General features: G+C 52.0%; 21 protein-coding genes. 6 read left to right on the forward strand and 15 right to left on the reverse strand.

Annotation, left to right across the window (positions count from 1 at the left end; translation table 11 throughout):
* Nucleotides 1–420: 420 nt before the first annotated feature.
* Nucleotides 421–1,221 carry an inositol monophosphatase family protein gene (locus F5I99_RS14575; protein ID WP_225307426.1) on the forward strand — a complete coding sequence of 267 codons (801 nt, stop codon included), beginning with the start codon at nucleotides 421–423 and terminating at the stop codon, nucleotides 1,219–1,221.
* Between the two features lie 52 nt (nucleotides 1,222–1,273).
* On the opposite strand, the gene F5I99_RS14580 is transcribed toward F5I99_RS14575, so the two are convergent.
* From F5I99_RS14580 to F5I99_RS14630, 11 genes are all read right to left on the reverse strand, one after another.
* On the reverse strand, nucleotides 1,274–2,566 hold the full coding sequence (locus tag F5I99_RS14580) for an adenylosuccinate synthase (protein ID WP_151057236.1): 1,293 nt from the start codon (nucleotides 2,564–2,566) through the stop codon (nucleotides 1,274–1,276).
* A 34-nt stretch (nucleotides 2,567–2,600) separates the two neighbouring features.
* Complete coding sequence (locus F5I99_RS14585; RefSeq protein ID WP_151057238.1) at nucleotides 2,601–3,773, reverse strand: ATP phosphoribosyltransferase regulatory subunit; 1,173 nt, start codon at nucleotides 3,771–3,773, stop codon at nucleotides 2,601–2,603.
* A gap of 169 nt (nucleotides 3,774–3,942) precedes the next feature.
* The gene (hflC, locus tag F5I99_RS14590) at nucleotides 3,943–4,815 is read right to left on the reverse strand and encodes a protease modulator HflC (RefSeq protein ID WP_151057240.1); all 873 of its coding nucleotides are present in this window, start codon (nucleotides 4,813–4,815) and stop codon (nucleotides 3,943–3,945) included.
* A gap of 1 nt (nucleotide 4,816) precedes the next feature.
* Nucleotides 4,817–6,040, reverse strand: coding sequence for an FtsH protease activity modulator HflK (hflK, locus tag F5I99_RS14595; protein WP_151057242.1), 1,224 nt, complete (start codon nucleotides 6,038–6,040; stop codon nucleotides 4,817–4,819).
* Between the two features lie 73 nt (nucleotides 6,041–6,113).
* Nucleotides 6,114–7,418, reverse strand: a complete 1,305-nt coding sequence (gene hflX, locus F5I99_RS14600) for a ribosome rescue GTPase HflX (RefSeq protein ID WP_151057244.1) — start codon at nucleotides 7,416–7,418, stop codon at nucleotides 6,114–6,116.
* 9 nt (nucleotides 7,419–7,427) lie between these two features.
* Complete coding sequence (gene hfq / locus F5I99_RS14605; RefSeq protein ID WP_036519535.1) at nucleotides 7,428–7,667, reverse strand: RNA chaperone Hfq; 240 nt, start codon at nucleotides 7,665–7,667, stop codon at nucleotides 7,428–7,430.
* Nucleotides 7,668–7,781: 114 nt separating this feature from the next.
* Entirely contained in the window at nucleotides 7,782–8,711 is a 930-nt protein-coding gene (miaA, locus tag F5I99_RS14610; RefSeq protein ID WP_151057246.1) for a tRNA (adenosine(37)-N6)-dimethylallyltransferase MiaA, read from the reverse strand.
* 1 nt (nucleotide 8,712) lies between these two features.
* Nucleotides 8,713–10,578 (reverse strand): DNA mismatch repair endonuclease MutL, encoded by a 1,866-nt coding sequence (gene mutL, locus F5I99_RS14615; protein ID WP_151057248.1) that lies wholly within the window; start codon nucleotides 10,576–10,578, stop codon nucleotides 8,713–8,715.
* On the reverse strand, nucleotides 10,578–11,948 hold the full coding sequence (locus F5I99_RS14620; RefSeq protein ID WP_225307428.1) for an N-acetylmuramoyl-L-alanine amidase: 1,371 nt from the start codon (nucleotides 11,946–11,948) through the stop codon (nucleotides 10,578–10,580). The genes mutL and F5I99_RS14620 overlap by 1 nt, the downstream gene beginning before the upstream one ends.
* Before the next feature lie 9 nt (nucleotides 11,949–11,957).
* A complete protein-coding gene (gene tsaE, locus F5I99_RS14625; protein ID WP_225307429.1) occupies nucleotides 11,958–12,431 on the reverse strand; it encodes a tRNA (adenosine(37)-N6)-threonylcarbamoyltransferase complex ATPase subunit type 1 TsaE in 474 nt (157 codons plus the stop codon).
* On the reverse strand, nucleotides 12,421–13,944 hold the full coding sequence (locus F5I99_RS14630; RefSeq protein ID WP_191905865.1) for an NAD(P)H-hydrate dehydratase: 1,524 nt from the start codon (nucleotides 13,942–13,944) through the stop codon (nucleotides 12,421–12,423). The genes tsaE and F5I99_RS14630 overlap by 11 nt, the downstream gene beginning before the upstream one ends.
* A 36-nt stretch (nucleotides 13,945–13,980) precedes the next feature.
* Here F5I99_RS14630 and queG point away from each other — a divergent pair, with 36 nt between their 5' ends.
* Nucleotides 13,981–15,114, forward strand: coding sequence for a tRNA epoxyqueuosine(34) reductase QueG (queG, locus tag F5I99_RS14635; protein ID WP_151057251.1), 1,134 nt, complete (start codon nucleotides 13,981–13,983; stop codon nucleotides 15,112–15,114).
* Here the strand turns inward: queG and orn are convergent.
* Nucleotides 15,068–15,610 (reverse strand): oligoribonuclease, encoded by a 543-nt coding sequence (orn, locus tag F5I99_RS14640; protein WP_151057253.1) that lies wholly within the window; start codon nucleotides 15,608–15,610, stop codon nucleotides 15,068–15,070. The two genes, queG and orn, sit on opposite strands and share 47 nt — an antisense overlap.
* A 107-nt stretch (nucleotides 15,611–15,717) precedes the next feature.
* Between orn and rsgA the strand changes: the two genes are divergently transcribed.
* The 4 genes from rsgA to ygfZ all read left to right on the forward strand — a co-directional run bounded on the left by rsgA (nucleotide 15,718) and on the right by ygfZ (nucleotide 20,404).
* The gene (gene rsgA / locus F5I99_RS14645) at nucleotides 15,718–16,743 is read left to right on the forward strand and encodes a small ribosomal subunit biogenesis GTPase RsgA (protein WP_151057255.1); all 1,026 of its coding nucleotides are present in this window, start codon (nucleotides 15,718–15,720) and stop codon (nucleotides 16,741–16,743) included.
* A gap of 36 nt (nucleotides 16,744–16,779) precedes the next feature.
* Nucleotides 16,780–18,408: an HDOD domain-containing protein gene (locus F5I99_RS14650; RefSeq protein ID WP_151057257.1), complete on the forward strand. Its 1,629-nt coding sequence runs from the start codon at nucleotides 16,780–16,782 to the stop codon at nucleotides 18,406–18,408.
* 2 nt (nucleotides 18,409–18,410) lie between these two features.
* Nucleotides 18,411–19,277 (forward strand): archaetidylserine decarboxylase, encoded by an 867-nt coding sequence (asd, locus tag F5I99_RS14655; protein ID WP_151057259.1) that lies wholly within the window; start codon nucleotides 18,411–18,413, stop codon nucleotides 19,275–19,277.
* Between the two features lie 86 nt (nucleotides 19,278–19,363).
* A complete protein-coding gene (gene ygfZ, locus F5I99_RS14660) occupies nucleotides 19,364–20,404 on the forward strand; it encodes a CAF17-like 4Fe-4S cluster assembly/insertion protein YgfZ (protein WP_191905866.1) in 1,041 nt (346 codons plus the stop codon).
* Here ygfZ and ung read toward each other — a convergent pair whose 3' ends face one another.
* The 3 genes from ung to prfB are packed head-to-tail and all read right to left on the reverse strand — an operon-like array spanning nucleotide 20,405 to nucleotide 23,727.
* Nucleotides 20,405–21,088, reverse strand: coding sequence for a uracil-DNA glycosylase (gene ung, locus F5I99_RS14665; protein ID WP_151057263.1), 684 nt, complete (start codon nucleotides 21,086–21,088; stop codon nucleotides 20,405–20,407).
* Nucleotides 21,089–21,091: 3 nt separating this feature from the next.
* Entirely contained in the window at nucleotides 21,092–22,597 is a 1,506-nt protein-coding gene (gene lysS / locus F5I99_RS14670) for a lysine--tRNA ligase (protein WP_151057265.1), read from the reverse strand.
* 35 nt (nucleotides 22,598–22,632) lie between these two features.
* Complete coding sequence (gene prfB / locus F5I99_RS14675; protein WP_151057267.1) at nucleotides 22,633–23,727, reverse strand: peptide chain release factor 2; 1,095 nt, start codon at nucleotides 23,725–23,727, stop codon at nucleotides 22,633–22,635.
* Nucleotides 23,728–23,804 lie beyond the last annotated feature (77 nt).

Consider the following 23,804-nt stretch of genomic DNA (forward strand, 5'->3'; position numbering starts at 1 on the left):
ATATTCTTCGAATAAATAATATTGCATTAATCCTACCTTGCCCAAAAGTGCGTAAGCAAAATCTAAAAATATGGTGTTAGGCTGGCACTTTTTATTACCCTAAATTTACTCAGTATACTCCACCAACAACATCAAATTGTCCAGCGATGAAAAACTGATCAACACATCGATCCTAAATCATCAGGTGGCACCGAACTCTCAGCGGGGTGGTGGTATCGCTTTGGTGTGACCGTCAGCCGCCAGGGAAGGCGGCTGCCGAGCGATCAGGGATGATGCAAAGCGTGTCACAGCAAAGCGATACCACCACCCCAGCCATGCACCAATACCAAGAACATGAAAAAAACCCACATGAATAGATAAGCAACCGCCACTTCAGTATAATGGCGCTTTGCTCTTGAACAAAACTGGACGCTTAACCTGATGCAACCGATAGTAAATATCGCACTTCGTGCTGCCCGCCTTGGCGGAGAACAGATTGCCCGCGCGGCAGAACGCCTTGATCTGATCAAATCCGAACAGTCCAGTGCGGCTGAATTCATTAGCGAAACCTGTTCACAGGTTGAGCGGAGCATAGCTCAGTCCATTCAGAAAGCTTACCCACACCACACGGTGCAGGGAGATTTCAGTGGCAACTACAAAGCAACAGGTGAAGGTCCGGTGGTATGCGACTGGCATATCAGCCCAGTCGACAACCTGCTCAACTTCTCCAACGCTCTACCGGTTTATGCACTCAGCCTGACCGGTCGCATCAATGGCCGCATCGAACACTGCGTGGTCATCAATCCGGTAACCGGCGAAGAATTCACCGCCAGCCGTGGTAATGGTGCACAGCTTAACGGACGCCGCTTACGTGTCAGCAACAACAAAAACCTGCTGCAGGCACTACTGGGAAGTGGGTTTGTCTCTGCTACCGATCGTGACCAGGCGTTTGCAGAACATCAGCGCCTGTTAAGCCACATCTCCACAGCCGGTGCCAATCTGTTTAGCAGCGGATCTGCGCTACTGAATATGGCCTATACCGCCGCAGGCCGACTGGATGGCTTCTTTCAAGCGGATCTGAGCGAAGCGGATATGGATGCAGGCATACTGCTGATTCAGGAAGCGGGTGGTTTAGTGGGTGATTACAAGGGTGGTAATGCTCATCGCCAAACTGGCAATCTGGTAGCGGCCAATCCGAAAATGTTTAAACTGCTGATCAAAACGATTCAGACAGTCGGATAAGTCAAAACAACCACTGCCAGCGAGCTTACTCTGGCAGTGGTTGCTTCATCGATCAGTTAAACGGATCGCGCAACACAATCGTTTCATTACGGTCAGGACCAGTTGAAATAATATCAACCGGTGCACCTACCAGCGTTTCCAACCGACGAATATACGCACGCGCATTCTCAGGCAAGTCTTCAACCGTTTTAGCACCCACTGTCGACTCACTCCAGCCTGGCATCATCTCATACACGGGCGTAATCGCTTCATAATCTTCACTGCCACTGAGTGAATAGACCGGTTGACCCTGCGCATCTTCATAGCCAGTACAAATGCCTATCTGCTCCAGACCATCGAGCACATCCAGCTTAGTCAGACACAAACCCGAAATCGAGTTGATCTCGATGGCATGCTTCAGCGCTACAGCATCAAACCAACCGCAACGACGTGCACGCCCGGTGGTCGCACCAAACTCGTGACCTTTTTCAGCCAACTGCTTGCCGATTCCACAAGACAACTCTGTCGGGAAAGGACCGCCACCGACACGTGTAGTGTAGGCTTTGGTGATACCGAGAATATAATCGAGGTAGAGCGGACCAAAACCACTACCGGTAGACGTGCCACCTGCGGTGGTATTAGACGAGGTCACATAGGGATAGGTACCGTGGTCAATATCCAACAAGGAACCCTGTGCACCTTCAAACATGATGCTGGCACCCTGACGGCGCAAGTCATGCAGAATAGTGGTTACATCGGCAATCATCGGCAGCAGTTTCTTGGACATTTCCATGCATTCAGCTAACACAGCACCAAAACTGACCGGCTCCACGCCATAATACTGTTGCAGCATGAAGTTGTGAAACGTAAGCAATTCACGCAACTTTGCAGCAAACAGATCAGCATCACGGATATCGCCTAAGCGTAAACCACGGCGAGCGACCTTATCTTCGTAAGCTGGACCGATACCACGACCGGTGGTTCCAATTTTAGATTCACCACGCGCCAGTTCACGCGCCTGATCCAGAGCCACATGAGACGGAAGAATCAAAGGACAAGCCGGACTTAAACGCAAACGCTGACTGACCGGGATACCGGTGGTTTCCAGTTCTGCGATCTCTTTTAGCAAGGCTTCCGGAGAAAGCACCACGCCATTACCAATCAGGCAGAGTACATTCTCCCGGAGGATCCCGGAAGGAATCAGATGGAGTACGGTTTTCTTTCCATCGATTACCAGCGTATGGCCAGCATTGTGACCGCCTTGAAAACGTACCACCGCGGCAATCTTTTCAGTCAAAAGATCGACGATTTTACCTTTTCCTTCATCACCCCACTGGGTGCCCAGAACAACGACGTTTCTACCCATTGCTGTCTCATGTACTCATAAAAGTGTTAATAAATCAGAGCGGCTTGATCTGCCACTCTCCACCCTGGTTTTCCAGCCGACGATCACATGATGCCGGTACAGGCAGGCCATCCAGCATCTGAATGACACGATAACCTTGCTGTCGTAACGTACGAACTCTATCCTGAAGCGCCGAATCTGAAACATCGGCAGGTGCAAGTATGGCCTTTTCAGCCTCAGCCGTCACACCCGCAAGATCGATAAGCGTACTCAAATCAGTACTGAAGCCAGTAGCCGGACGCGCTCGACCAAAATCCTCACCTATCTCATCATAGCGCCCGCCCTTGGCAAGCGACTGACCATAGCTGGGTGTATAAGCGGCAAACACCACACCGGTATGGTAGTGGTATCCACGCAACTCGGCCAAGTCAAAGTAACAACGCACCGTCGGATAGCGCTGCTGAATCAGGGCTGCCAACTGTGCCAGATAATCAATGGCCTGACGTGCTTCTGGTTGATTGAAGCAATCACGCGCTTTAGCCAGTACCTCTACAGTACCATGCAAACTTGGCAGAACCGACAACTGTTTACGCAGCGTTTCGCTGACCGGAAGTGTTTCAATAAAAACGGCTATTTCAGGCATCGCCTTGCGCTGCAGCAAGTCAATGAACTGATCTTTCTGCTCCTGATCCAGACCGGCTTCCCGAACCAACGCACGAAACAGACCCACATGCCCCAGATCCAACGTCAGCACATCACTGATACCGGCGGCGTGAAGTGTTTCCAGCATCAAGGCAATGATCTCCGCATCGCTTTCAATACCCGCATGACCATACAGTTCTGCACCGGCCTGCAGCGGATTACGGCTGGCAAGCATATGCGCGGCATGGGTGTGAATTACCGAGCCACAATAGCACAAGCGACTGGCACCTTCAGTGCGCAGTCTGTGCGCATCTATACGTGCGACCTGGGGAGTAATATCAGCACGAATGCCCAGCGCATGACCACTCTGACGATCAGTCAACTTGAACGTAATCAGATCCAAATCACGACCGGTACCCGTTAACAGGGATTCCAGATGCTCAACCAATGGCGGCATCACTAATTCATAGCCCCAGCTGTTATACAAATCCAGTATACGTCTGCGCATCAGTTCCGCTTGACGGGCCTGAGGAGGCAGCAGTTCTTTTATACCTTCAGGCAGCAACCATCTATCTGCCAGTGCCATGCATCATTCCTCTTGTCATCGCCACTCTCTGTACATCCCTGCACCCGCAGCATAGCGCACATCCTGTACATAAAAAAACCGGGCCCTGACCCGGTTAACGAATTCTAACATGAAAGCAGGTGCCATTGGCACCTGCTTTAGTCATACGCTAGCGTACTTGTTAGCCTACTTACTGAACCATTGGGTTCTGTAAGTAACGGAAGAAGTCGCTCTTCGGTTCAAGCACCATCACATCACCGCTGCCATTAAAGGACTCGCGGTAGGCATCCAGACTACGCATGAAAGCGTAGAACTCTGCATCCTGCGTAAAAGCGTTAGCATAGATATTAGCGGCCTCAGCATCCCCTTCACCGCGAACGATTTCAGCAGCGCTGAATGCATTCGCGGTAATAACGGTACGTTGACGATCCGCATCCGCACGAATACCTTCAGCCAGTTCCATACCACGTGCTCGCAACTCACGTGCCAGACGCAAACGTTCAGAACGCATACGATCATAAACTGATGCTGAAACCTCTGTGGGCAGATCGATACGCTTGATACGGATATCGACTATCTCAATACCCAGCTCATCCTGCGCTACCAGACTCAACGCCTGATTGACCTGGTCCATCAGCTCTTCACGTTCACCGGATACAACCTGATTCAAAGTACGTTCACCAAACTGATTACGCAGGTTAGTCTCAATTCGACTGGAAAGCAGGCTGTTGGCCCGGTCTTCATCACCTGAGGTTGCGGTGTAATACTTTTGCACATTAGAGATGCGCCACTTAATGAACGAGTCAACAATCAGACGCTTGGCTTCCAGCGTCAGAAATGCCTGAGGTCTGGAATCCATGGTGATCAGACGCGACTCAAATTTGCGCACCGTATTCACAAATGGAATTTTGTAATGCAAACCTGGTTCGATATCCGGCTCGACAATTTCGCCGAATTGCAGCTTCACCGCACGCTCGGTTTCTTTGACAATATAAACTGATTCAGACACCAGCCAGACTGCGATCAGTGCAACAACCAGCACTATTACTGAATTGGATTTCATCTTATCGACCCTCCCTCAGACTGCCGGCCTGACGATTTCGCGCCTGTTCCGTAACCTGATCATTCAGTTGACGCAGATTCATCTCAGCACTACTGCTTCGGGTTGAGGCGCCCGACGTTCCGCGCTGCTGTTCCATCAACTTGTCCAGCGGCAGGAACATAACATTATTGCTACCACTCTCAACATCCATGAGTACTTTCGGCGTATTGGTCAGCACATTCTGCATCATATCGATATAGAGGCGTTCACGGGTAACATCTGGCGCCTGACGATATTCAGTTAAGAGCGCCAGGAAACGTTGCGACTCACCATTGGCTCTGGCAACCACCTCTTCACGATAGGCACTGGCTTCTTCAAACATACGCTGAGCATTACCGCGTGCTTCTGGAACTACGCTGTTAGCATAGGCTTCAGCTTCGTTTTTCGAACGCTGCTCGTCCTCACGCGCCTTGATCACGTCATCAAAGGCATCCTGAACCTGGCTTGGTGCCTGGGCATTACGGACGTTAACACCAGAGATACGAATACCGGTTTCGTAGTTATCCATATGACGCTGCAAACGCTCCTGCACAGAGATCGCCATGATCTGGCGACCTTCAGTCAGAATAGAGTTCATATCAGAACCACCGACAACCTGACGCAATGCCGCTTCTGATGCTTGCGCAAGACTGACTTCAGGATTTCTCACCTTGAGAGTAAAAAACTCCGGATTTTCAGCAACGTACTGCACACTAATATCGACATCAACGATATTTTCGTCTTCCGTCAACATCAACGCACGATGATCATGGATACGCACCTGAGTGACATTGACCTTATTCACCTCGTCAATGAGCGGCGGGTTCCATTGCAGACCAGGGTTTACCACATTGTGGAATTTACCCAATCGCAGCACGACACCACGTTCCTGCTGATCTACCGTATAAAAGCCCATACCGGCCCAGACAACCAGAGCCAGAACCGCCACGATACCCACGAGTGTAAAGCTGCCGCCCTTGCCGCCACCGGAGCTACCAGTACCGCCACTGTTACCAGAGCCGTCTTTCTTACTCCCAAACAGCCCATTTAAACGATCCTGCAACTTTTGCAGCGCCTCATCCAGATCAGGAGGCCCTTGATCATTGTTACCGCCACCGTTACGCTTACCACCGCCGGGATTTTTGTCACCGCCGCTGCTCCAGGGGTCATGGTTCTTACCATTTCCGCCAGGCTCATTCCAAGCCATAGTGTTCTCCGCTTTAAAAACAACTTAATTAAAAAAATGAAATTCTATGAGGCGCGCTACATGGATGCAACCGCTATTCATTATCGACCCTAACCGGCAGGTATCGTTCCGCCGGAATATCCAGTCGACTCAATAGCTGACGAAAATCCTTCTGCTGTATACGCACCTGAAGACTAATACGGCCATCCTCATCAATCCGCTCATTCAACACAGCATCTTTTGTGTAAAGCAAAGAGCGAAGCTGACCTTCTGATGGACTTAATTGCAAAACATCTTCAAACATCAACCCGGACAGACGCTCATTCACCGCCTGCAACAGCAGCTCAGCACCCTCACCTGTCTCAGCAGATAACCAGACCCGAACCGGTGTGCCTTCCTCATCACGATCTATCCGTGCAGAAAAGTCATCCAACAGATCTATTTTGTTATACACCAACAGCACAGGCCGCGAGTCGGCCCCTATTTCAGTCAACACATCATTAACCTGCGCTATGTGCGCCTGACGCTCATCGTCATGACAGTCAATAACATGCAACAACAGGTCAGCCTCAGCCGTCTCTTGAAGGGTAGCACGAAAAGCTTCCACAAGCTTATGCGGCAAGTGCCGTATAAACCCGACGGTATCCGCCAAGATAATGGGGCCCACATCCGGCAATTGCACTTTACGCAACGTAGGATCAAGGGTGGCAAACAACTGATCAGCGACATAAACACTCGCCGTTGTTAACCGATTGAACAGAGTTGACTTGCCTGCATTGGTATAACCAACCAGAGAGACTGTGGCGATTTCCGCTCTGACACGCGCACGACGCCCCTGATCACGCTGCCGCCGAACCTTATCGAGTCGTTTAAGAATCGCTTTGATACGGGCACGTAACAAGCGCCGATCGGTTTCCAGCTGCGTTTCACCCGGACCTCGCAGCCCTATCCCGCCCTTCTGACGCTCAAGGTGAGTCCAACCACGCACCAGACGTGTAGACATATGTTCCAGCTGTGCCAGCTCAACCTGCAACTTACCCTCATGGGTACGTGCACGCTGAGCAAAAATATCCAGAATCAGGCCGGTACGGTCAAGCACCCGGCACTTGATTTCGCGCTCAAGGTTACGCTCTTGAGCAGGGCTCAGCGCGTGATTAAAAATAACCAGATCGGCTTCGTGCAAGCGAACCAACTCCGCCAGTTCCTCAACCTTTCCCTTACCAAGAAAAAAGCGAGGACTCGGATCAGAGCGGCTGCCATTCATGAAGCAAATGGGGTCAGCACCAGCGGAAAGAGCAAGCTCTTCAAGTTCTTTCGGATCTTCAGCCTCAGCTTCTGAGGCCAGATCAATATGCACCAATATGGCGCGTTCTCCGGACTCCGGACGCTCAAAAAACAATCAGTTCACTCACTCTTCAGGCTTATCTTCCGGCTGCGGCAACTTCACCGGACGGGAAGGAACGACGGTTGAGATGGCATGTTTATAGACCATCTGGCTGACTGTATTTTTCAGCAAAATAACGAACTGATCAAATGACTCGATCTGCCCCTGAAGCTTGATACCGTTAACCAAAAAAATCGATACAGGGACCCGCTCCTTGCGCAACACATTTAGATAAGGGTCTTGTAATGACTGCCCTTTTGACATTGTTTACTCCTTCACTGAAAACATTCAGTCATAAAAATTAGTGTAATTATACTTTTAAGCAATGGCAGACCTTATACCAACCGCACAAGACCTGCAATGCACAAAACCATTGCATTATATAACGCGACCCTCTATCAACATCAAGCTATCTCTGAGGATATCGTGTTTTTCTTCTGGCAGGATGTGTAATTCCGGCCAACCTCTGAGCCAGGTATACTGCCGTTTAGCTAACTGGCGTGTCGCTATAACAGCCTTCTGATGCATGCTGGCATAATCTAGATGGCCCTCCAGGTAGTGCCACATCTGCCGATAACCTACGCAGCGCATAGAGGGCATACCTTCATGCAGATCACCACGCCTGAACAGCTCGGACACCTCTGATTCAAACCCTTCTGCGAGCATTTGTTCAAAGCGTAAAGCGATACGTTGATGCAGTGCAACACGATCACCCGGCAGCAACGCCAGAGACAATACCCTGAAGGGCAGCTCCTGCTGAGACTGTTCTTGCCAGTGCTGCGTCAGGGTTTTACCGGTAAGCACATAAACTTCCATCGCCCGCTGGACTCGCTGGGTATCGGTCGGATGCAAGCGCGCAGCAGCAACCGGGTCCACGACCCTCAACGCACTATGTAAAGCTTCGATCCCCTTCGCTGCAATGCGATCGTCCAGCTCAGCCCGTACGCCCGGATCAGACGCAGGCAAAGTCGCCAGACCTTTCAGCAATGCATTGAAGTACATCATCGTCCCCCCCACCAATAACGGGGTGCGTCCAGCAGACAGCGCCTGATCGATACATTGCAGAGCATCTTCACGAAACTCAGCGGCCGAATAACTTTCAGCCGGATCACGAATATTAACCAGATGATGAGGATAGCGCTGCAGGGTGTCGGCATCAGGCTTTGCTGTACCTATATCCATACCCCGGTAGATCAGTGCTGAGTCAACACTGATCAGCTCAACATCCAGGTGATCAGCGAGGCGCATAGCCAGGTCAGTCTTTCCCGAAGCGGTAGGTCCCATCAGGCACACCACCAACGGTTTCATGTTATTGTCCACGCAGAAACAACTTATCCAGTTCAGTCATGCTCAACGGCACCCAGGTCGGACGTCCATGGTTACACTGGCCACTGCGCTCAGTTTGTTCCATGTCGCGCAACAAGGCGTTCATTTCCGCCAAAGTCAGCTGTCGGTTAGCACGCACAGCGCCATGACAGGCCATAGTGCCGAGCAATTCATTGATATGATTTTCTATCCGACGACTATCACCCAGTTCAAACAGATCTGCCAGTACATCCCTGACCAGTTGCTGCACATCAGCCTTAGCCAGGTAGACGGGCACTTCACGAATACCCAGGGTTTCATCGCCCAGTCGCTGCAAACCAAACCCCAAGCGCGCAAAGAGTTCCTGCTGCTCTTCCGCCAGATCGGCTTCGCGCCGACTGACCGATAAGCTGACAGGAACCAACAAGGGCTGACTTCTCAGACGCTCATCCGTCAACGCCAGTTTCATACGTTCATAGACAATACGTTCATGCGCCGCATGCATATCCACCAGAATCAGACCGGTTGAACTTTGGGATAGAATATACACGCCATGCAACTGTGCGAGTGCGAAGCCCAGTGGTGGAGTACCGTCCACGGCATCGGCTGGCATGGCTTCATTCACGCTGGCAACAACCGCATTGCGGTCATCTGGATAGAGCTGCCCATACTGGGCGATCTGTCGCTGCACCGCAGACGCTGATGGCGCTGAAGAGGTCTGAGGTGGCAAGTAAAAACGATTTTGTGAAAATTGCTGTTCAGGTGCTTGAGCCGACGCGTCCGAAGAAGCAAACTCAGCCTGATGTGGTATGGGAGCGGCCTGCTCAAGTACAGTTGCTGGTGTCATCTGCGCAATCACGCGGTGCAGGGAACGGTAGATAAAATCATGCACCAAACGACTTTCACGAAATCTGACTTCATGTTTGGTCGGATGGACATTGACATCCACCAAGGCCGGATCCAGCTCTAAATACAGCACAAAGGCCGGATGGCGGCCATTATAAAGCACATCCTGATAGGCCTGACGCACCGCATGACTGACCACCTTGTCTTTGATAATTCGACCATTAACAAAAAAGTACTGCTGATCGGCTTGACTGCGCGAGTGCGTCGGCTGAGTAATCCAACCATATAAACGTAAGCCCGAGGCTTCAGCTTGCATATCCACAACCAGCGCATGCTCAATAAACGGCTGCCCCAGCAGTTGCGATAAACGCCGCTCGCGCTCCAGCTCCGAGACTGCCGGACGCAACTGATACAGGGTCCGGGCATTATGTGTCAGGGTAAAACTGACATCGAAGCGACTCAGCGCCAGCCGTCGGACCACCTCTTCCAGATGATTGAATTCCGTCTTTTCAGTGCGCAGAAATTTGCGCCGTGCCGGCGTATTAAAAAATAGATCGCGGACTTCTACGGTACTACCATGAGGATGGGCAGCCGGTGCCATTTCCGGCTCCATATCACGCCCTTCGGCCGTTACAGACCAGGCCTGATCCTGATGCCGGGGTCGTGAAGTCAGCGTCAAACGCGACACTGAGCTGATACTGGCCAGCGCCTCCCCCCGAAACCCCAGGCTCATAACAGCCTCAAGATCTTCCAGCACGGTGATTTTGGACGTAGCATGACGACTCAACGCCAGGGGCAAGTCATCTTTACTGACACCTGAGCCATCATCACGCAGCCGTATCAGGCGGACACCGCCCTGTTCAACTTCAAGCGTAACTGATCGCGCACCGGCATCGAGGCTATTTTCCAGCAGCTCTTTGACCACAGATGCCGGACGCTCAACGACTTCACCCGCGGCAATCTGGTTAGCAAGTTGTGGTGTAAGCAGATGTATTGAAGATGGTTGTAATGGTTCTTTTTGCATCAACCCGCAGGTATCCTTAACACTTGACCTATTCGAATACGATCACCATTGATCTGATTTGCCTCACGCAAGGCGGTCACCGACACACCATTACGCACAGCAATCACAGACAGTGTATCACCAGGCTGTACACGATGGGTACGATCAACACTGGCCAGGGACGTACCCCCCTGACGCTTGTGCCAGGCTATCCAGGTCATATCGGGTGGTTTTTGCCAAAAATAATTATTCACGCCTTGAAAAATCGCCTGGGCCATACGCTGCTGATAAGCAGCCGTACGTAACTGCGCTTCTTCTTGAGGATTGGTTATGAAGCCGGTTTCGACCAGAATCGACGGCACATCGGGTGAGCGCAGCACGGCAAAGTTAGCCATTTCAACATTGGACTTGTGCATACGCGCAAATTGCTCCAGATTGCTATGAATAATACCGGCAACCTCGCGACTGCCGGTACGACTGGCAGTCATGGACATATCCAGCAGCACACTGGCCAGAACTTCATCCTTATCTTCCAGGCTGACGCTGCCGACCCCTCCGATCAAGTCTGAACTATTTTCACGGCTTGCTAGCCAGCGCCCCATTTCACTACTGGCACCACGCTCTGACAGAACCCACACCGAGGCGCCCCGGGCTCTCGGCGTTTTCCAGCCGTCAGCATGGATTGAAATGAACAGGTCGGCATTGGCCTGGCGCGCTCTAAGGGAACGATTACGCAGACTGACAAAATAATCTCCGTCACGAATCATCACCGCTTTGTAGCCTTGCTGCGCATCGACAACGCGTTTTAATGCCAGCGCAATAGCCAAAACAATATCCTTTTCCCGAGTACCATTCCCCCCCACAGCGCCCGGGTCCTCACCTCCATGCCCGGCATCTATAGCAATCACTATATCACGCAACTGACCCTGCCCATCCGCAGGCGGGGTCGCACTGACAACCGGTGCAGAAACAGCCGCCACAGCCTGATTTTCAAGATCTACCACCAAACGATGGCCATACTGATCATTGGGCGGCAGGTCAAAGCTCTTTGGGCGTAGGCGCACCTGATCTTTCAGGTCCAGGACAATGCGAAGGGTACCCTCGGAATGGCTGTAGCGAATAGCATCGATGGGACTCTCATCCAGAGACAGTTGATCAAAATCAGTTTGCAGGCGGGTATCGCTGACATCTATGACGATTCGATCCGGATTCGACAGAGTGAACAGGCGATGCTCAACCGGTCCGCTGAGATCAAACACCAAGCGAGTGTTATCCGGCGCCAACCAGGAGCGCACACCCTTCACCTCGGCATTGGCAAACACCAATACCGGCAACAGGCTTACCCACAATAACAGCAGCTTCACCAGAAAACTGCGAGCATTTACTTTCACAGTATGCGCTTACCCATTCAATTTCTTTACTATTCTATCGGCAATCATACACCCTTTTTGAGTGTTTTTTGACCACTTTATACATCGACCAGGTAAATTTTCACTTAAAGTTAACTCAAGATCCGCTGCAGGCAACCAGCCCAACCCTTTTTCCGGCCACTCGATAAGGCAAAGTGCCTGCTCAGCGAAATAATCACGAATACCAAAGTATTCCAGCTCTTCAGGGTCTGAAAGTCTATACAGATCAAAATGGTAAACGGTTTTATCAGGTAACTCATAGGGCTCAACCAAGGTGTAGGTCGGACTTTTAACCGCACCCTGATGCCCCAACGACTGCATTACACCCCGACACAGTGTGGTTTTGCCCATACCGAGATCACCGTGCAAAAAAACCACCGCACCCTGTGTCCCCACGGCCTCAGCAAGCCAGACACCAAACTGAATGGTTGCCGCATCATCAGCCAGATAAACGCTATTGATCAATTACCTGCTCTCCTAAACCATTTAATACACGGCGCACTTCAGGGATCAGATCGGTTGCCAGCAAACCACGCTCTCCCGATTTTGCCACACACCGGTCAGCGGCTACAGCATGGGCATACACACCCAGGCGAGCCGCATCGACCGGTTTCAATCCCTGCGCCATTAATGCGCCGATTATGCCTGACAATACATCCCCCATGCCACCACTGGCCATCCCCGGGTTACCGGCGCTACAAAGGTGGATTACATCGCCATCGAAGGTCAGTGATCCAGCGCCCTTAAGCACCACGGTACCACCAAAGCGCAACTGCAACGCCTTAATAGCGGCAAAGCGGTCCTGCTGCACCTCACTCACAGAACAGCCCAGCAGCCGTGCGGCTTCGCCGGGATGGGGTGTAATCACCCGTCGATAGCTGTAGCGATCTGTAGCACTTGTCAGGTAATTCAACGCATCGGCATCCAGCACCTGAAATTTGTCCGAGCTCAACACCTGCTGCATTAACTGATCCGCCCAGGCACTATTACCTAAACCGGGACCGGCAACAACAACGCTGGCTTTCTCTAGCAGAGGCACCACCTCCTGACCGGAACCAACCCCCAACGCCATAACTTCTGGCAGGCGAGTCAAAGCCGCCGCAACATGCTCATGTCGCGTGGCCAGAGACACCAGACCACTGCCGCTACGCGCAGCACTCTGGGCTGCCATTAGTGCCGCACCACCCAATCCCAAACCGCCACCGACAACCAGCAGATGACCAAAGCAGCCCTTATGCGCCGAGCGCTGACGTGCAGGCAACAGCTCTTGCAGATCATCCTGATCGGTTCGAAATGCACTGACAGGCACGCGTTCATAGAGTTCATCCGGCACGCGCAAGCTGTCAAAACGTAAGCTGCCGCAGTAATTCACCCCTTCATGTGTCAGCAATCCCTGTTTGACACCAATAAATGTCAGCGTAATAACCGCTTTGACCGCCACACCCAATACCTGACCGGTATCACTGCACAGACCTGAGGGAATATCCACTGCCACCACCGGACGACTTTGATGATTCAACTTGATGATGGCGTCACGAACCTGGCCTCTTACATCACCCTTGATGCCCGTACCGAGCATTGCATCCACTATAACCTCACCGCTCAATTCCAGCTGCGCTGACCAGGGCTGCGTTGTCACGCCAACAGCTTCAGCCCAGCGCCAGGCCTCCAGCGCCTCGCCCTGAAGCTGATCAGCATAAGGTTCCTCACCCAGGGTCAGCACCTGCACATCAAGGCCCTGTTGCTGAGCCAATCCCGCTACAATCAGCCCATCACCGCCATTATTGCCAGTCGCACAAAGCAGTGTCAGGCGCTTAACCTGCGGCCATTGTTGCAGTATCACCGCAAACAAAGCATGTCCGGCACGCTGCATCAAACGAAAGCCCGGGATACCGAAAGCCTCGGTTGCCTGCTGATCCAGCGCACGTGACTGCTCAGCTGTGTATAATGTCGAAGGCAGTGTGGTTCGAGTGATCATGCCGTATTCTCCTTAATCTTTAATTGTTATTCTGGCATGCATAGCGAACAGAGCAAGCAAAATCAACCCCTCCCCGACACCCTGTCACTCGCCGAACTGGCTGGCAAGATTAAACACTGGGCCGGCGAACTGGGATTTCAACAGTGTGCCATCACTGACACAGACCTGTCAGCCGAAGCTGACAGCCTGACAGAATGGCTGGACCAGGGTATGCATGGCGAAATGCGCTGGCTGGAGCAGCATCAACCTAAACGGCTGGACGCGTCACAACTGCTCCCAGGCACCCAGCGTATCATCAGCCTGCGCATGGATTACTTGCCCCCTGAGACTGAGACCCTGCGCATACTCAATAATCCACATAAAGCCTATATCGCCCGCTATACCCTGGGCAGGGATTATCACAAACTGATGCGTAAACGCATACAGCAACTGGGCCAACGCATTGATGAACACTTACAGCAAAACAGCACTTTTCGCCCATTTGTTGATAGTGCACCGATACTGGAGCGCCCGATTGCACGCAATGCCGGACTGGGTTGGATAGGTAAACATACGCTACTGCTTAACCGCCAGGCTGGTTCGTGGTTTTTTCTCGGCGAACTGTTCATCAATTTACCCTTGCCCGTTGATGCGCCAGAAACAAACAGCCACTGCGGCAGTTGCCGTGCCTGCCTGGATATCTGTCCCACTCAGGCTTTCCCTCGTCCTTATGTGCTGGACGCACGCCGCTGCATTTCCTACCTGACCATTGAACTCAAAGGCCCCATACCGGTAGAGCTACGGGCAAAAATGGGTAATCGGATTTTTGGCTGTGACGACTGTCAGTTGATATGCCCCTGGAACCGCTTTGCCAAACACTCACAAGAAAGCGACTTTAAACCCAGGCATCAGTTAGATGACATAGACCTGTTAAGCCTGTTTGCATGGGACGAAGCGACGTTTCTCAAGCGCACCGAGGGCTCTGCGATCCGACGAACCGGCTTTGAAGGCTGGCAACGCAACCTGGCTGTAGCGCTGGGTAATAGCCGTGGAGGGCCCGAGGTGGAAGCCGCGTTAAATCAACGCCTGCAATCCGACTGTTCAGCTATGCTGGCTGAACATATCCACTGGGCCCTGGCTCGACTCAGAGGCGAAACAGATGCCGGCGGTAATAACGCATCTCTTCAATAGAATCACGAATATCATCCAACGCCAGGTGAGCGCCCTTCTTTTTAATACCACTCATGATCGAGGGTTTCCAACGCTTCGCCAGCTCTTTGATACTGCTCACATCGATATTGCGATAATGAAAGTGCGCTTCCAGCTCCGGCATGTATTTCACCAGAAAGCGGCGATCCTGACCGATGCTGTTACCACACATAGGTGAAACGCCCTTATCAGTATACTGGCGCACGAATGCCAGCATCTGCTGCTCAGCTTCGGCCTCGGTAACACGACATTCGCGCACCCGTGCCGTCAGACCTGACTGTCCGTGCTGACGGGTACACCACTCATCCATTTGTGCTAGCAAGCTGTCTGGCTGATGTACCGTAATCACAGGGCTTTCCGCCAGTGAGTTCAAATCAGCATCGGTGACAATTGCAGCCATTTCAATGATCCGGTCTTTTTCCGGATCCAGCCCGGTCATTTCCAGATCTATCCACAGCAGGGCATTCTGTCGCGGCATCCGCTATTCTCCAGTTATAAGACTGTATTAAAGTTGCACTATAGATTACCTTATCTTCTATAAAGAACGTAGTCCAAAACCCGACCCTCAGGAAAGCACACCTACGCATGAGTAAACGCAAAGTCACCCGCCGCCAATCCTGGCGCATCAGTAAGATCCAGCAGGAACGCACCGACCGTGCCAATCGCAAGGAAACCCAGATTGAAGAACAGCTTAGTGGTGGAGAACTGGGCACTGAGCAAAACGGGCTGATCATTTCCCACTTTGGCAAACAGGTGGATGTTGAAGCGCTGGAAGGCGACACGCAGGGGGCTATCGTACGCTGTCATTTGCGCACTCATCTAGGACAACTGGTTACCGGCGATCGGGTGATCTGGCGCCGCTCTCCAGATGGCGGCGTAGTGGTTGCCGTGCTGCCACGCCATAATCAGTTGCAACGCCCCAACAACCATGGCGAGTTGAAACCCGTTGCAGCCAATATAGATCAGATCGTCATTACCCTGGCGCCGGAACCCAGAGCCCATGCCAACCTGATTGACCGCTATCTGATTGCTTGCGAACGCTCGGAAATTGAACCCGTGCTGCTGCTGAACAAAACTGACTTGATAACCCCGGAAAATAAAGTCTGGCTGGACCCCATGTTGGCCTTGTACCGGCAGATCGGCTACCGCATACTCGAAGCATCAACTACCGAGCAATCAGGTCTAACTGAATTAAAAGCACTACTGAATGGCCGCATCAGCGTATTTGTCGGTCAATCAGGTGTCGGAAAATCGTCACTGATCAATGCATTACTACCCGGTATTGATCTGAAAGTCGGAGGACTCTCGGAACAAAGTGGCAAAGGCAAACACACCACCACAACTGCCAGACTGTTCCACATGCCGGATGGTGGCGACCTGATTGACTCGCCGGGTATTCGCGAATTCGGCCTTTGGCATATGCACGAAGATGAAGTACTGGAGGGTTTTATCGAGTTCCGACCTTTTATTGGTCACTGTCGTTTTCGTGACTGCAAGCACCTTCAGGAACCCGGATGTGCGCTCATGGGTGCCGTGGATAAGGGAGAAATATCCGAGCAGCGTTTTAAAAGCTACCGCATGATTCTTAACTCCATGCAAGAAACCCTGTAAACTGAATTTTTCAGGACAGCCTTACCGGAACTGCCCATGTCTCGAACCCCCACCTCCCCCGTCGGCCTGAATGAGTGGCTCGATTTTTTTCAGGACAAGTCACTACCTGTCCGAGCCAGCACGGCTGCTCGACTGAACAAGGCCCTCGATCATCCATCCAGTAACCTGTTAACGCTGGCACCGATCATCCGTACTGATCCGGTTCTTTGTTTACATGTGACCCGGGCCGCACAAGCACTACTCAGCGACAAGGAAGGCAAGATTGCCGGGATAGACCATGCCGTTCAAACGCTCGGATTTGATCAAATCACTCAATTACTCAGCCAGGTTAAGAGTTTCAGGCTAAATCCTACCAGTACAGTCCATACCCTGTTTATGCGCGCCGTGGCTGACAGCCATCATGCCGCTACCCAGGCCGCCGACTGGCAGGAAAGAAAAAATGCCAGCAACACCGAAGAAGTCAAACTATCTGCTTTGCTTTATGGCTTTATACACTGGTGCGCCTGGCTTTATGCACCGCTGCATAAGGAAGCCTATCAGCGCAAAGTGATAGAAGATGGTGTCGATGTAGCCCTGGCAGAATTTGATGTGTTCGGTTGTACGCTCCAGGAGTTGGGCTATCGCCTGGCACAGCGGTGGAAATTGCCGGAACTGACTGTTGAGGCACTGAGCCACGACACCTCACCGTCATCAAACCTGCTAAACAAGCTACATCTCAAGGCGATGGGTGATCCACGCCTGGATGGCAAGGATCTGCGCGAGGTCAATCACTTTCTGCAACAACCTTTTTTTGCTGTTAAGCTGGCTAACTGGCTGGCATTAACGGCTACCCGTGGCTGGAACACGCCTAAGGCGCGCCGTCTCTATGAAATCATCGGCGATTATCTGAGACTCGATCAAAACGCAACGCTGGCGCGCTTACATACCACCTGTGCCGTGTCGGCCAGACAGTACCATCTGCCCGGGGTGTTGTCGCCCGCCAGTGAGCTGCTACTGATTCCTTCTGCGCAACCGACGCCGGGAATATTAGGCAAATCAGAACGTCAAAAACTGTATGAAACAGCCCCCGCCGTCAGTAGCCTGAGGCGGGCAGAATCGCCGTCTTCTGCATCAACGCAACCCTCAGATAAGCCAAGTGCACCCACCGCCGCCTCGTTTCTGGACCAGCCACTGTATGACAATATCATCTCATCCCTTCGACAAACGGATGCTAACTACCGTAAGGCCGATCAGGTGTTAAGAATGTTGTTACAAGGCGTCCATGAGGGCCTGGGCATGCCGCGTGTAAGCATTATGCAGATAAACCAGCATCAACTTAAACCCCTGATCAACGAAGGCTTTGATAGCCAGCATCCGCTGACTCAATATACTAACAACCTGGAAATCCCCAGCCTGTTCAAACGACTTTGCGATAAGCCTACCTGCATCTGGTATAATTACCGTACTTATAATCGCCTGATGCCAATGCTACCAAGCGATTTTGAAAACTGCCTGCCAGCTCATGACTGGCTGATGATGTCACTGTTCGGGCCATCAGGGCCACTTGCCATTATTTATGCAGACCAAGGCCAGCAGGCGCCCCCCATGGACGAGTTTTACTTTGAGCGCTTTCGTTATTTAGGTTCATCTGCCGTACTGGCCCTGAAACAATCACCACAGGAATAGCCGTGAAAGATCGTCTTTTTATTCTGCTGCAAACTCTGATCCCCCAGCACTTGTTATCACGCGCTGTCGGCAAACTGGCCGATTGCCGCGTTGTGTGGATAAAGAATCTGTTTATCAGCTGGTTTCATAAACGCTATCGTGTCGACATGCTCGACGCTCAGGAAACCGATCCACTGGCTTATGCCAACTTCAACGCCTTTTTTACCCGTGCATTAAATGCAGATGCCCGTCCCATCGACAAGGATCAGGATACGCTGGTCTCGCCAGCAGACGGCGCCGTGAGTCAAGCAGGGCCGATCGAGTATGGTCGCCTGTTTCAGGCCAAAGGGCGAAGCTATTCGCTAACGACCTTACTAGGCGGAAATGAGTCTCGTGCCGCCGAATTTATCAATGGTAGTTTTGCCACCATTTACCTGTCTCCACGCGATTATCACCGAGTACACATGCCCATCAGCGGGGTACTGCGCGAAACTGTTTATATTCCCGGAGACCTCTGGTCAGTCAATCAGGTCACCGCCGAGCAGATAGACCAGCTGTTCGCCCGCAATGAACGCCTGGTGGCGCTGTTTGACACGGAAATCGGCCCGATGGCCATGGTACTTGTCGGGGCGATGATCGTTGCCGGTATCGAAGTCGTTTGGCAGGGGCACGTAGCTCCCATGCAAAAAACACCGCTGGTGCTGGGTAAGCGCTACGATGACAGTATCAGCCTGAGCAAAGGTGACGAGATGGGGCGCTTCAAATTGGGCTCTACTGTGATCTTACTGTTCGGCAAGGATGCCGTTGAATGGCAGAGCACACTCACCGCGGGCAGCCCTGTCACACTGGGAAGTGCAATCGGTCGTATCAAGCAAAGCACAACGGAATAACCCCACAAGGCAGCGGATGAATCCTGTCGCATCCTTGTCTACAATAGAAGTCTTAATGATTTTTGTATCACAGGATGAATCTGGCTATGCACAGCTTTTGGCGCACACTGGCTCTACCCACTCAGTTGAGCTTTGAAGAGGTTGGTATTGTCGGACCGTTTTCCGATCCGGCCAGTGACTGCCTGTTCACACCCTTGCAGCACCAGCAGGTGATTAGGGTCGAGGGCAAAGATGCTTTCAGCTTTCTGCAGGGACAACTCAGCTGCGACCTACGTGATATCGGCACAGAGATGACCCGACTCGGAGCACACTGCAATATCAAAGGCCATATGTTGAGTCTGTTCCGAGTGATTCAGCCTGAGGAGAGTGTTTTCTGGCTTAGAGGCAGTCAGGATCTGAGTGAAAAAGCCCTGGCACAGTTAAAAAAATACATCATATTTTCCAAAGCCACCGCTGAGATAGCTAGCGACCTTGTTGGACTGGGCGTACAAGGAAAGGCAACTACCGCAAGGCTTAGCCAATTGGCAGGTCTACCCGCTGAGAGTTTACCCACCCAGCCGGGACAGAGTCTTCAGCTAGAGCAGATCAGCTTTGTTTGTGTCGGCAAGCAGCGCTATGAACTTTGGGCTGAAGCAGCCGCACTAAAACCCCTGCTAACTAAACTTCAGGCGACTGCCGCAGTAATGCCTCTGCAACAATGGCTGCTAAGTGATATTCAGGCAGGTATCCCCGATCTGCGACAGGAAACGTCCGAAGCCTTTATTCCACAGATGACCAACCTGCAGGAGTTTGAGGGGATCAGTTTTCGCAAAGGCTGTTATACCGGACAGGAGATTATCACGCGTCTACAGCATCGTGGCCAATTGAAGCGCCCTATGTATCGCGCCCGGGTGCAGAGCAAAACCCTACCCCTTCCGGGCACACCGCTGCACTGTGATGACAAAGATGGCATAGGTCAGGTAGTACTGGCGGCTGAAACCGGACGGGCCGGTGAATTTGAGTTGCTAGCAGTGATACTGAAGGCACGCGCCGAGACTGACACAGTATTGCTGCCGGATCAGAGCCCACTGCAACTGTTAGAGCTTCCTTACAGCCTGGATGCCCGGCTGTTTGAAAGTAAACGCTGATCAAACCAGTGCAGGCAACTGCCAATTGATCGGCGCGCGTCCCTGTTCAATCAGCCATTGATTGGCCTGACTGAAGTGACGACACCCCAGAAATCCGCGATGGGCCGAAAGCGGTGAGGGGTGTGGCGCCTTAAGTACCAAATGACGTTGCCTATCGATACCTGCACCTTTTTTCTGGGCGTAACTGCCCCAGAGCATAAACACCACCCGATCACATTGCTGATTAACCACCTCAACCACTTTGTCGGTGAAGGTCTCCCAGCCCTGGCCCTGATGTGCATTGGCCTGCCCCTGTTCAACTGTGAGCACGGCGTTAAGCAGCAGCACACCCTGAGCCGCCCAACTGTCCAAAAATCCATGCCCAGGGGGCTGAATCCCCAAATCGGCCTGCAGCTCTTTGTAAATATTCTGCAGCGACGGTGGAATACGCACACCCGGCTTCACCGAGAAACACAAACCGTGTGCCTGCCCCGGTTGATGGTAAGGGTCCTGTCCGAGAATCACCACGCTCACCCGCTCTGGCGGCGTAGCCTCCAGAGCATGAAACCAGTCAGACGACGGCGGAAAAATCACTTTATGTCGATCTTTTTCCGCGCGCAGAAACTGTTTCAGCGCCTGCATATAGGGCTTCTGAAACTCCTCATCCAGATAAGGCTTCCAGCTCGGCGCGCTTTCCAGTGCCATGGTTTAACCGCGCGGCCGCATGGCGGGGAACAACACGACATCACGAATAGACGGTGAATCGGTAAACAACATCACCAAACGGTCAATCCCTATACCTTCACCGGCAGTGGGTGGCAGACCATATTCCAGCGCATTGATATAATCAGCATCGTAATGCATGGCTTCATCGTCACCGGCATCTTTTTCCGCCACTTGTCGGCGAAAACGCTCAGCCTGATCTTCGGCATCGTTAAGCTCCGAGAAACCATTGGCCAGCTCTCGACCACCGACAAAGAACTCAAAGCGGTCAGTAACATGTGCATCATGGTCACTTAGGCGTGCCAGTGGGCTAACCTCAGTAGGATATTCGGTGATAAAGGTGGGCTGATCCAGATGATGCTCTACAGTTTTATCAAAGATTTCCATCTGGATACGGCCGAGCCCCCAGTTGTCCATCAAGTTGATATGCAAACGCTCAGCGATCTGGCGAGCCGCATGCTCATCGGCCAAAGCCTCAGGTTTGATGTCCGGATTGTAGTGCAAAATGGAATCAAACACGCTGATGCGACGGAAAGGCTGACTCAAGTCATATTCAAAGGCTTCCAGCACCTCACCGTCTTCATTACGGATGGTATTGGTCAGGGTGGTGGTACCGAGAATATCCTGGGCCAAAGTGCGCAGCATATCTTCGGTCAAGTCCATCAGGTCATGATAGTCGGCATAGGCCTGATAGAATTCAATCATGGTGAATTCCGGATTATGCCGGGTAGACAAGCCTTCATTACGGAAATTACGGTTAATTTCGAAAACCCGCTCAAACCCGCCAACGACCAAACGCTTCAGATAGAGTTCTGGTGCGATACGCAGGTACATTTGCAGATCCAGCGCATTGTGATGGGTGACAAACGGACGTGCCGTGGCGCCGCCGGGAATACTGTGCAGCATCGGCGTTTCGGCTTCGATAAAACGACGTGCTGCAAGATACTGGCGTATGCCGGACACGATCTTTGAACGTACTTCGAACACCCGACGCGAATGTTCATTAGTGATTAAATCGACATAGCGCTGACGGTAGCGCATTTCGGTATCCTGCAAGCCCTTGTGCTTTTCCGGCAAGGGTCGCAGGCTTTTAGTCAGTAATTCATTCTCTGCCATATCCACATACAGATCGCCCTTGCCTGACTTATGCAGTATCCCACGCACACCGATAATATCGCCAAGGTCCAGGGATTTGGCAAAAGGGCGTGCAGCTTTATTTACATACAGCTGAATCCGGCCACTCATGTCCTGAAGTACCATAAACGCGCCACGGTTGAGCATGACGCGTCCGGCGACCGCGACCAGATTACCCTCGGCTTCCAGCACTTCTTTGGTTTTATCCCCATGCGCCGCCTGCAGGTCAGCCGCATAGCTGTCACGTCTAAAGGTATTAGGAAACGCACCACCCTGCTGTTCACGTAACTGGCGCAGTTTTTCACGACGCTCAGCAATCAGGCGGTTTTCATCTTGCGGTTGATTCACTTCGGACATGAAGTTATTACCCTAGTCTGTAAATTATCGATTAATCAGAGGCCGGCTTTCAGGCTTGCTACAATGAACTGATCCAGATCACCGTCCAACACACGATCGCAGTTGGAGGTCTGTACATGGGTGCGCAGATCTTTGATACGCTGATCATCCAGCACGTAGGAACGTATCTGGCTACCCCAGCCGATATCCGCCTTGGAATCTTCCAACTCCTGGGCGGCGGCATTACGTTTCAGCATTTCCATTTCATACAGCTTTGAGCGCAACTGCTTCATACATACATCACGGTTCTGATGCTGTGAGCGGGCCGACTGGCTTTGCACCACGATACCCGAGGGCTCATGAGTAATACGCACGGCCGACTCGGTACGGTTAACATGCTGACCACCCGCCCCGGAGGCGCGGTAGACATCGACACGCAGATCCGCCGGATTAATCTCGATATCGATATTGTCATCGATTTCCGGTGACACAAACACCGAAGCAAAGGAGGTATGGCGACGACCACCTGAGTCAAAGGGTGACTTACGTACCAGACGGTGTACACCCGTTTCCGTACGCAACCACCCAAAGGCATATTCGCCTTCAAAGCGGATGGTGGCACTTTTGATGCCAGCCACATCACCATCGGATACTTCAATCAACTCTGTTTTGAAGCCCTTGTCTTCACCCCAGCGCAGGTACATGCGTAACATGATGTTGGCCCAGTCCTGGGCTTCAGTGCCGCCCGATCCGGACTGGATATCCACAAACGCATTGTTTGCATCTGCTTCACCGGAAAACATCCGACGGAACTCCAGATCATCCAGCTTTTTACCCAACGCACTGACTTCAGCTTCAACTTCGGTGACGGTTTCCTGGTCATCTTCTTCAACGGCCAGATCAAGCAGATCACGCGCATCGCTGATGCCGGAAACCAGTTCATCCAGCGTTTCAACCGTGGTACTAAGACTGTTGCGCTCACGGCCTAACTGCTGTGCATTCTCCGGATTATTCCATATATCCGGATTCTCAAGTTCGCGCTCCACCTCTTCAAGACGCTCACGTTTGCCATCGTAATCAAGATAACGTTTCAGCGTAGTGGTTCGCTCATCAAAGTCTTTAAGACTGTTAAGAATCGGATTGATTTCCATTTTAGAACCTAGAACTCCGGCATTGGCAAAAAAGAGAGCTATTCTAACTGATATCGGGGATTGATTGAATCTACTGA

It is taken from the genome of Nitrincola iocasae, from assembly GCF_008727795.1.
Classification (GTDB): Bacteria; Pseudomonadota; Gammaproteobacteria; order Pseudomonadales; family Balneatricaceae; genus Nitrincola; species Nitrincola iocasae.

Bases quoted from the DNA above. Each gene is read 5' to 3' on its own strand.
- F5I99_RS14575 (WP_225307426.1), top strand. From the start codon at position 421: ATGCAACCGATAGTAAATATCGCACTTCGTGCTGCCCGCCTTGGCGGA.
- F5I99_RS14580 (WP_151057236.1), bottom strand. From the start codon at position 2,566: ATGGGTAGAAACGTCGTTGTTCTGGGCACCCAGTGGGGTGATGAAGGA.
- F5I99_RS14585 (WP_151057238.1), bottom strand. From the start codon at position 3,773: ATGGCACTGGCAGATAGATGGTTGCTGCCTGAAGGTATAAAAGAACTG.
- hflC (WP_151057240.1), bottom strand. From the start codon at position 4,815: ATGAAATCCAATTCAGTAATAGTGCTGGTTGTTGCACTGATCGCAGTC.
- hflK (WP_151057242.1), bottom strand. From the start codon at position 6,040: ATGGCTTGGAATGAGCCTGGCGGAAATGGTAAGAACCATGACCCCTGG.
- hfq (WP_036519535.1), bottom strand. From the start codon at position 7,667: ATGTCAAAAGGGCAGTCATTACAAGACCCTTATCTAAATGTGTTGCGC.
- miaA (WP_151057246.1), bottom strand. From the start codon at position 8,711: ATGAAACCGTTGGTGGTGTGCCTGATGGGACCTACCGCTTCGGGAAAG.
- mutL (WP_151057248.1), bottom strand. From the start codon at position 10,578: ATGCAAAAAGAACCATTACAACCATCTTCAATACATCTGCTTACACCA.
- F5I99_RS14630 (WP_191905865.1), bottom strand. From the start codon at position 13,944: ATGATCACTCGAACCACACTGCCTTCGACATTATACACAGCTGAGCAG.
- queG (WP_151057251.1), top strand. From the start codon at position 13,981: ATGCATAGCGAACAGAGCAAGCAAAATCAACCCCTCCCCGACACCCTG.
- orn (WP_151057253.1), bottom strand. From the start codon at position 15,610: ATGCCGCGACAGAATGCCCTGCTGTGGATAGATCTGGAAATGACCGGG.
- rsgA (WP_151057255.1), top strand. From the start codon at position 15,718: ATGAGTAAACGCAAAGTCACCCGCCGCCAATCCTGGCGCATCAGTAAG.
- F5I99_RS14650 (WP_151057257.1), top strand. From the start codon at position 16,780: ATGTCTCGAACCCCCACCTCCCCCGTCGGCCTGAATGAGTGGCTCGAT.
- ygfZ (WP_191905866.1), top strand. From the start codon at position 19,364: ATGCACAGCTTTTGGCGCACACTGGCTCTACCCACTCAGTTGAGCTTT.
- ung (WP_151057263.1), bottom strand. From the start codon at position 21,088: ATGGCACTGGAAAGCGCGCCGAGCTGGAAGCCTTATCTGGATGAGGAG.
- lysS (WP_151057265.1), bottom strand. From the start codon at position 22,597: ATGTCCGAAGTGAATCAACCGCAAGATGAAAACCGCCTGATTGCTGAG.
- prfB (WP_151057267.1), bottom strand. From the start codon at position 23,727: ATGGAAATCAATCCGATTCTTAACAGTCTTAAAGACTTTGATGAGCGA.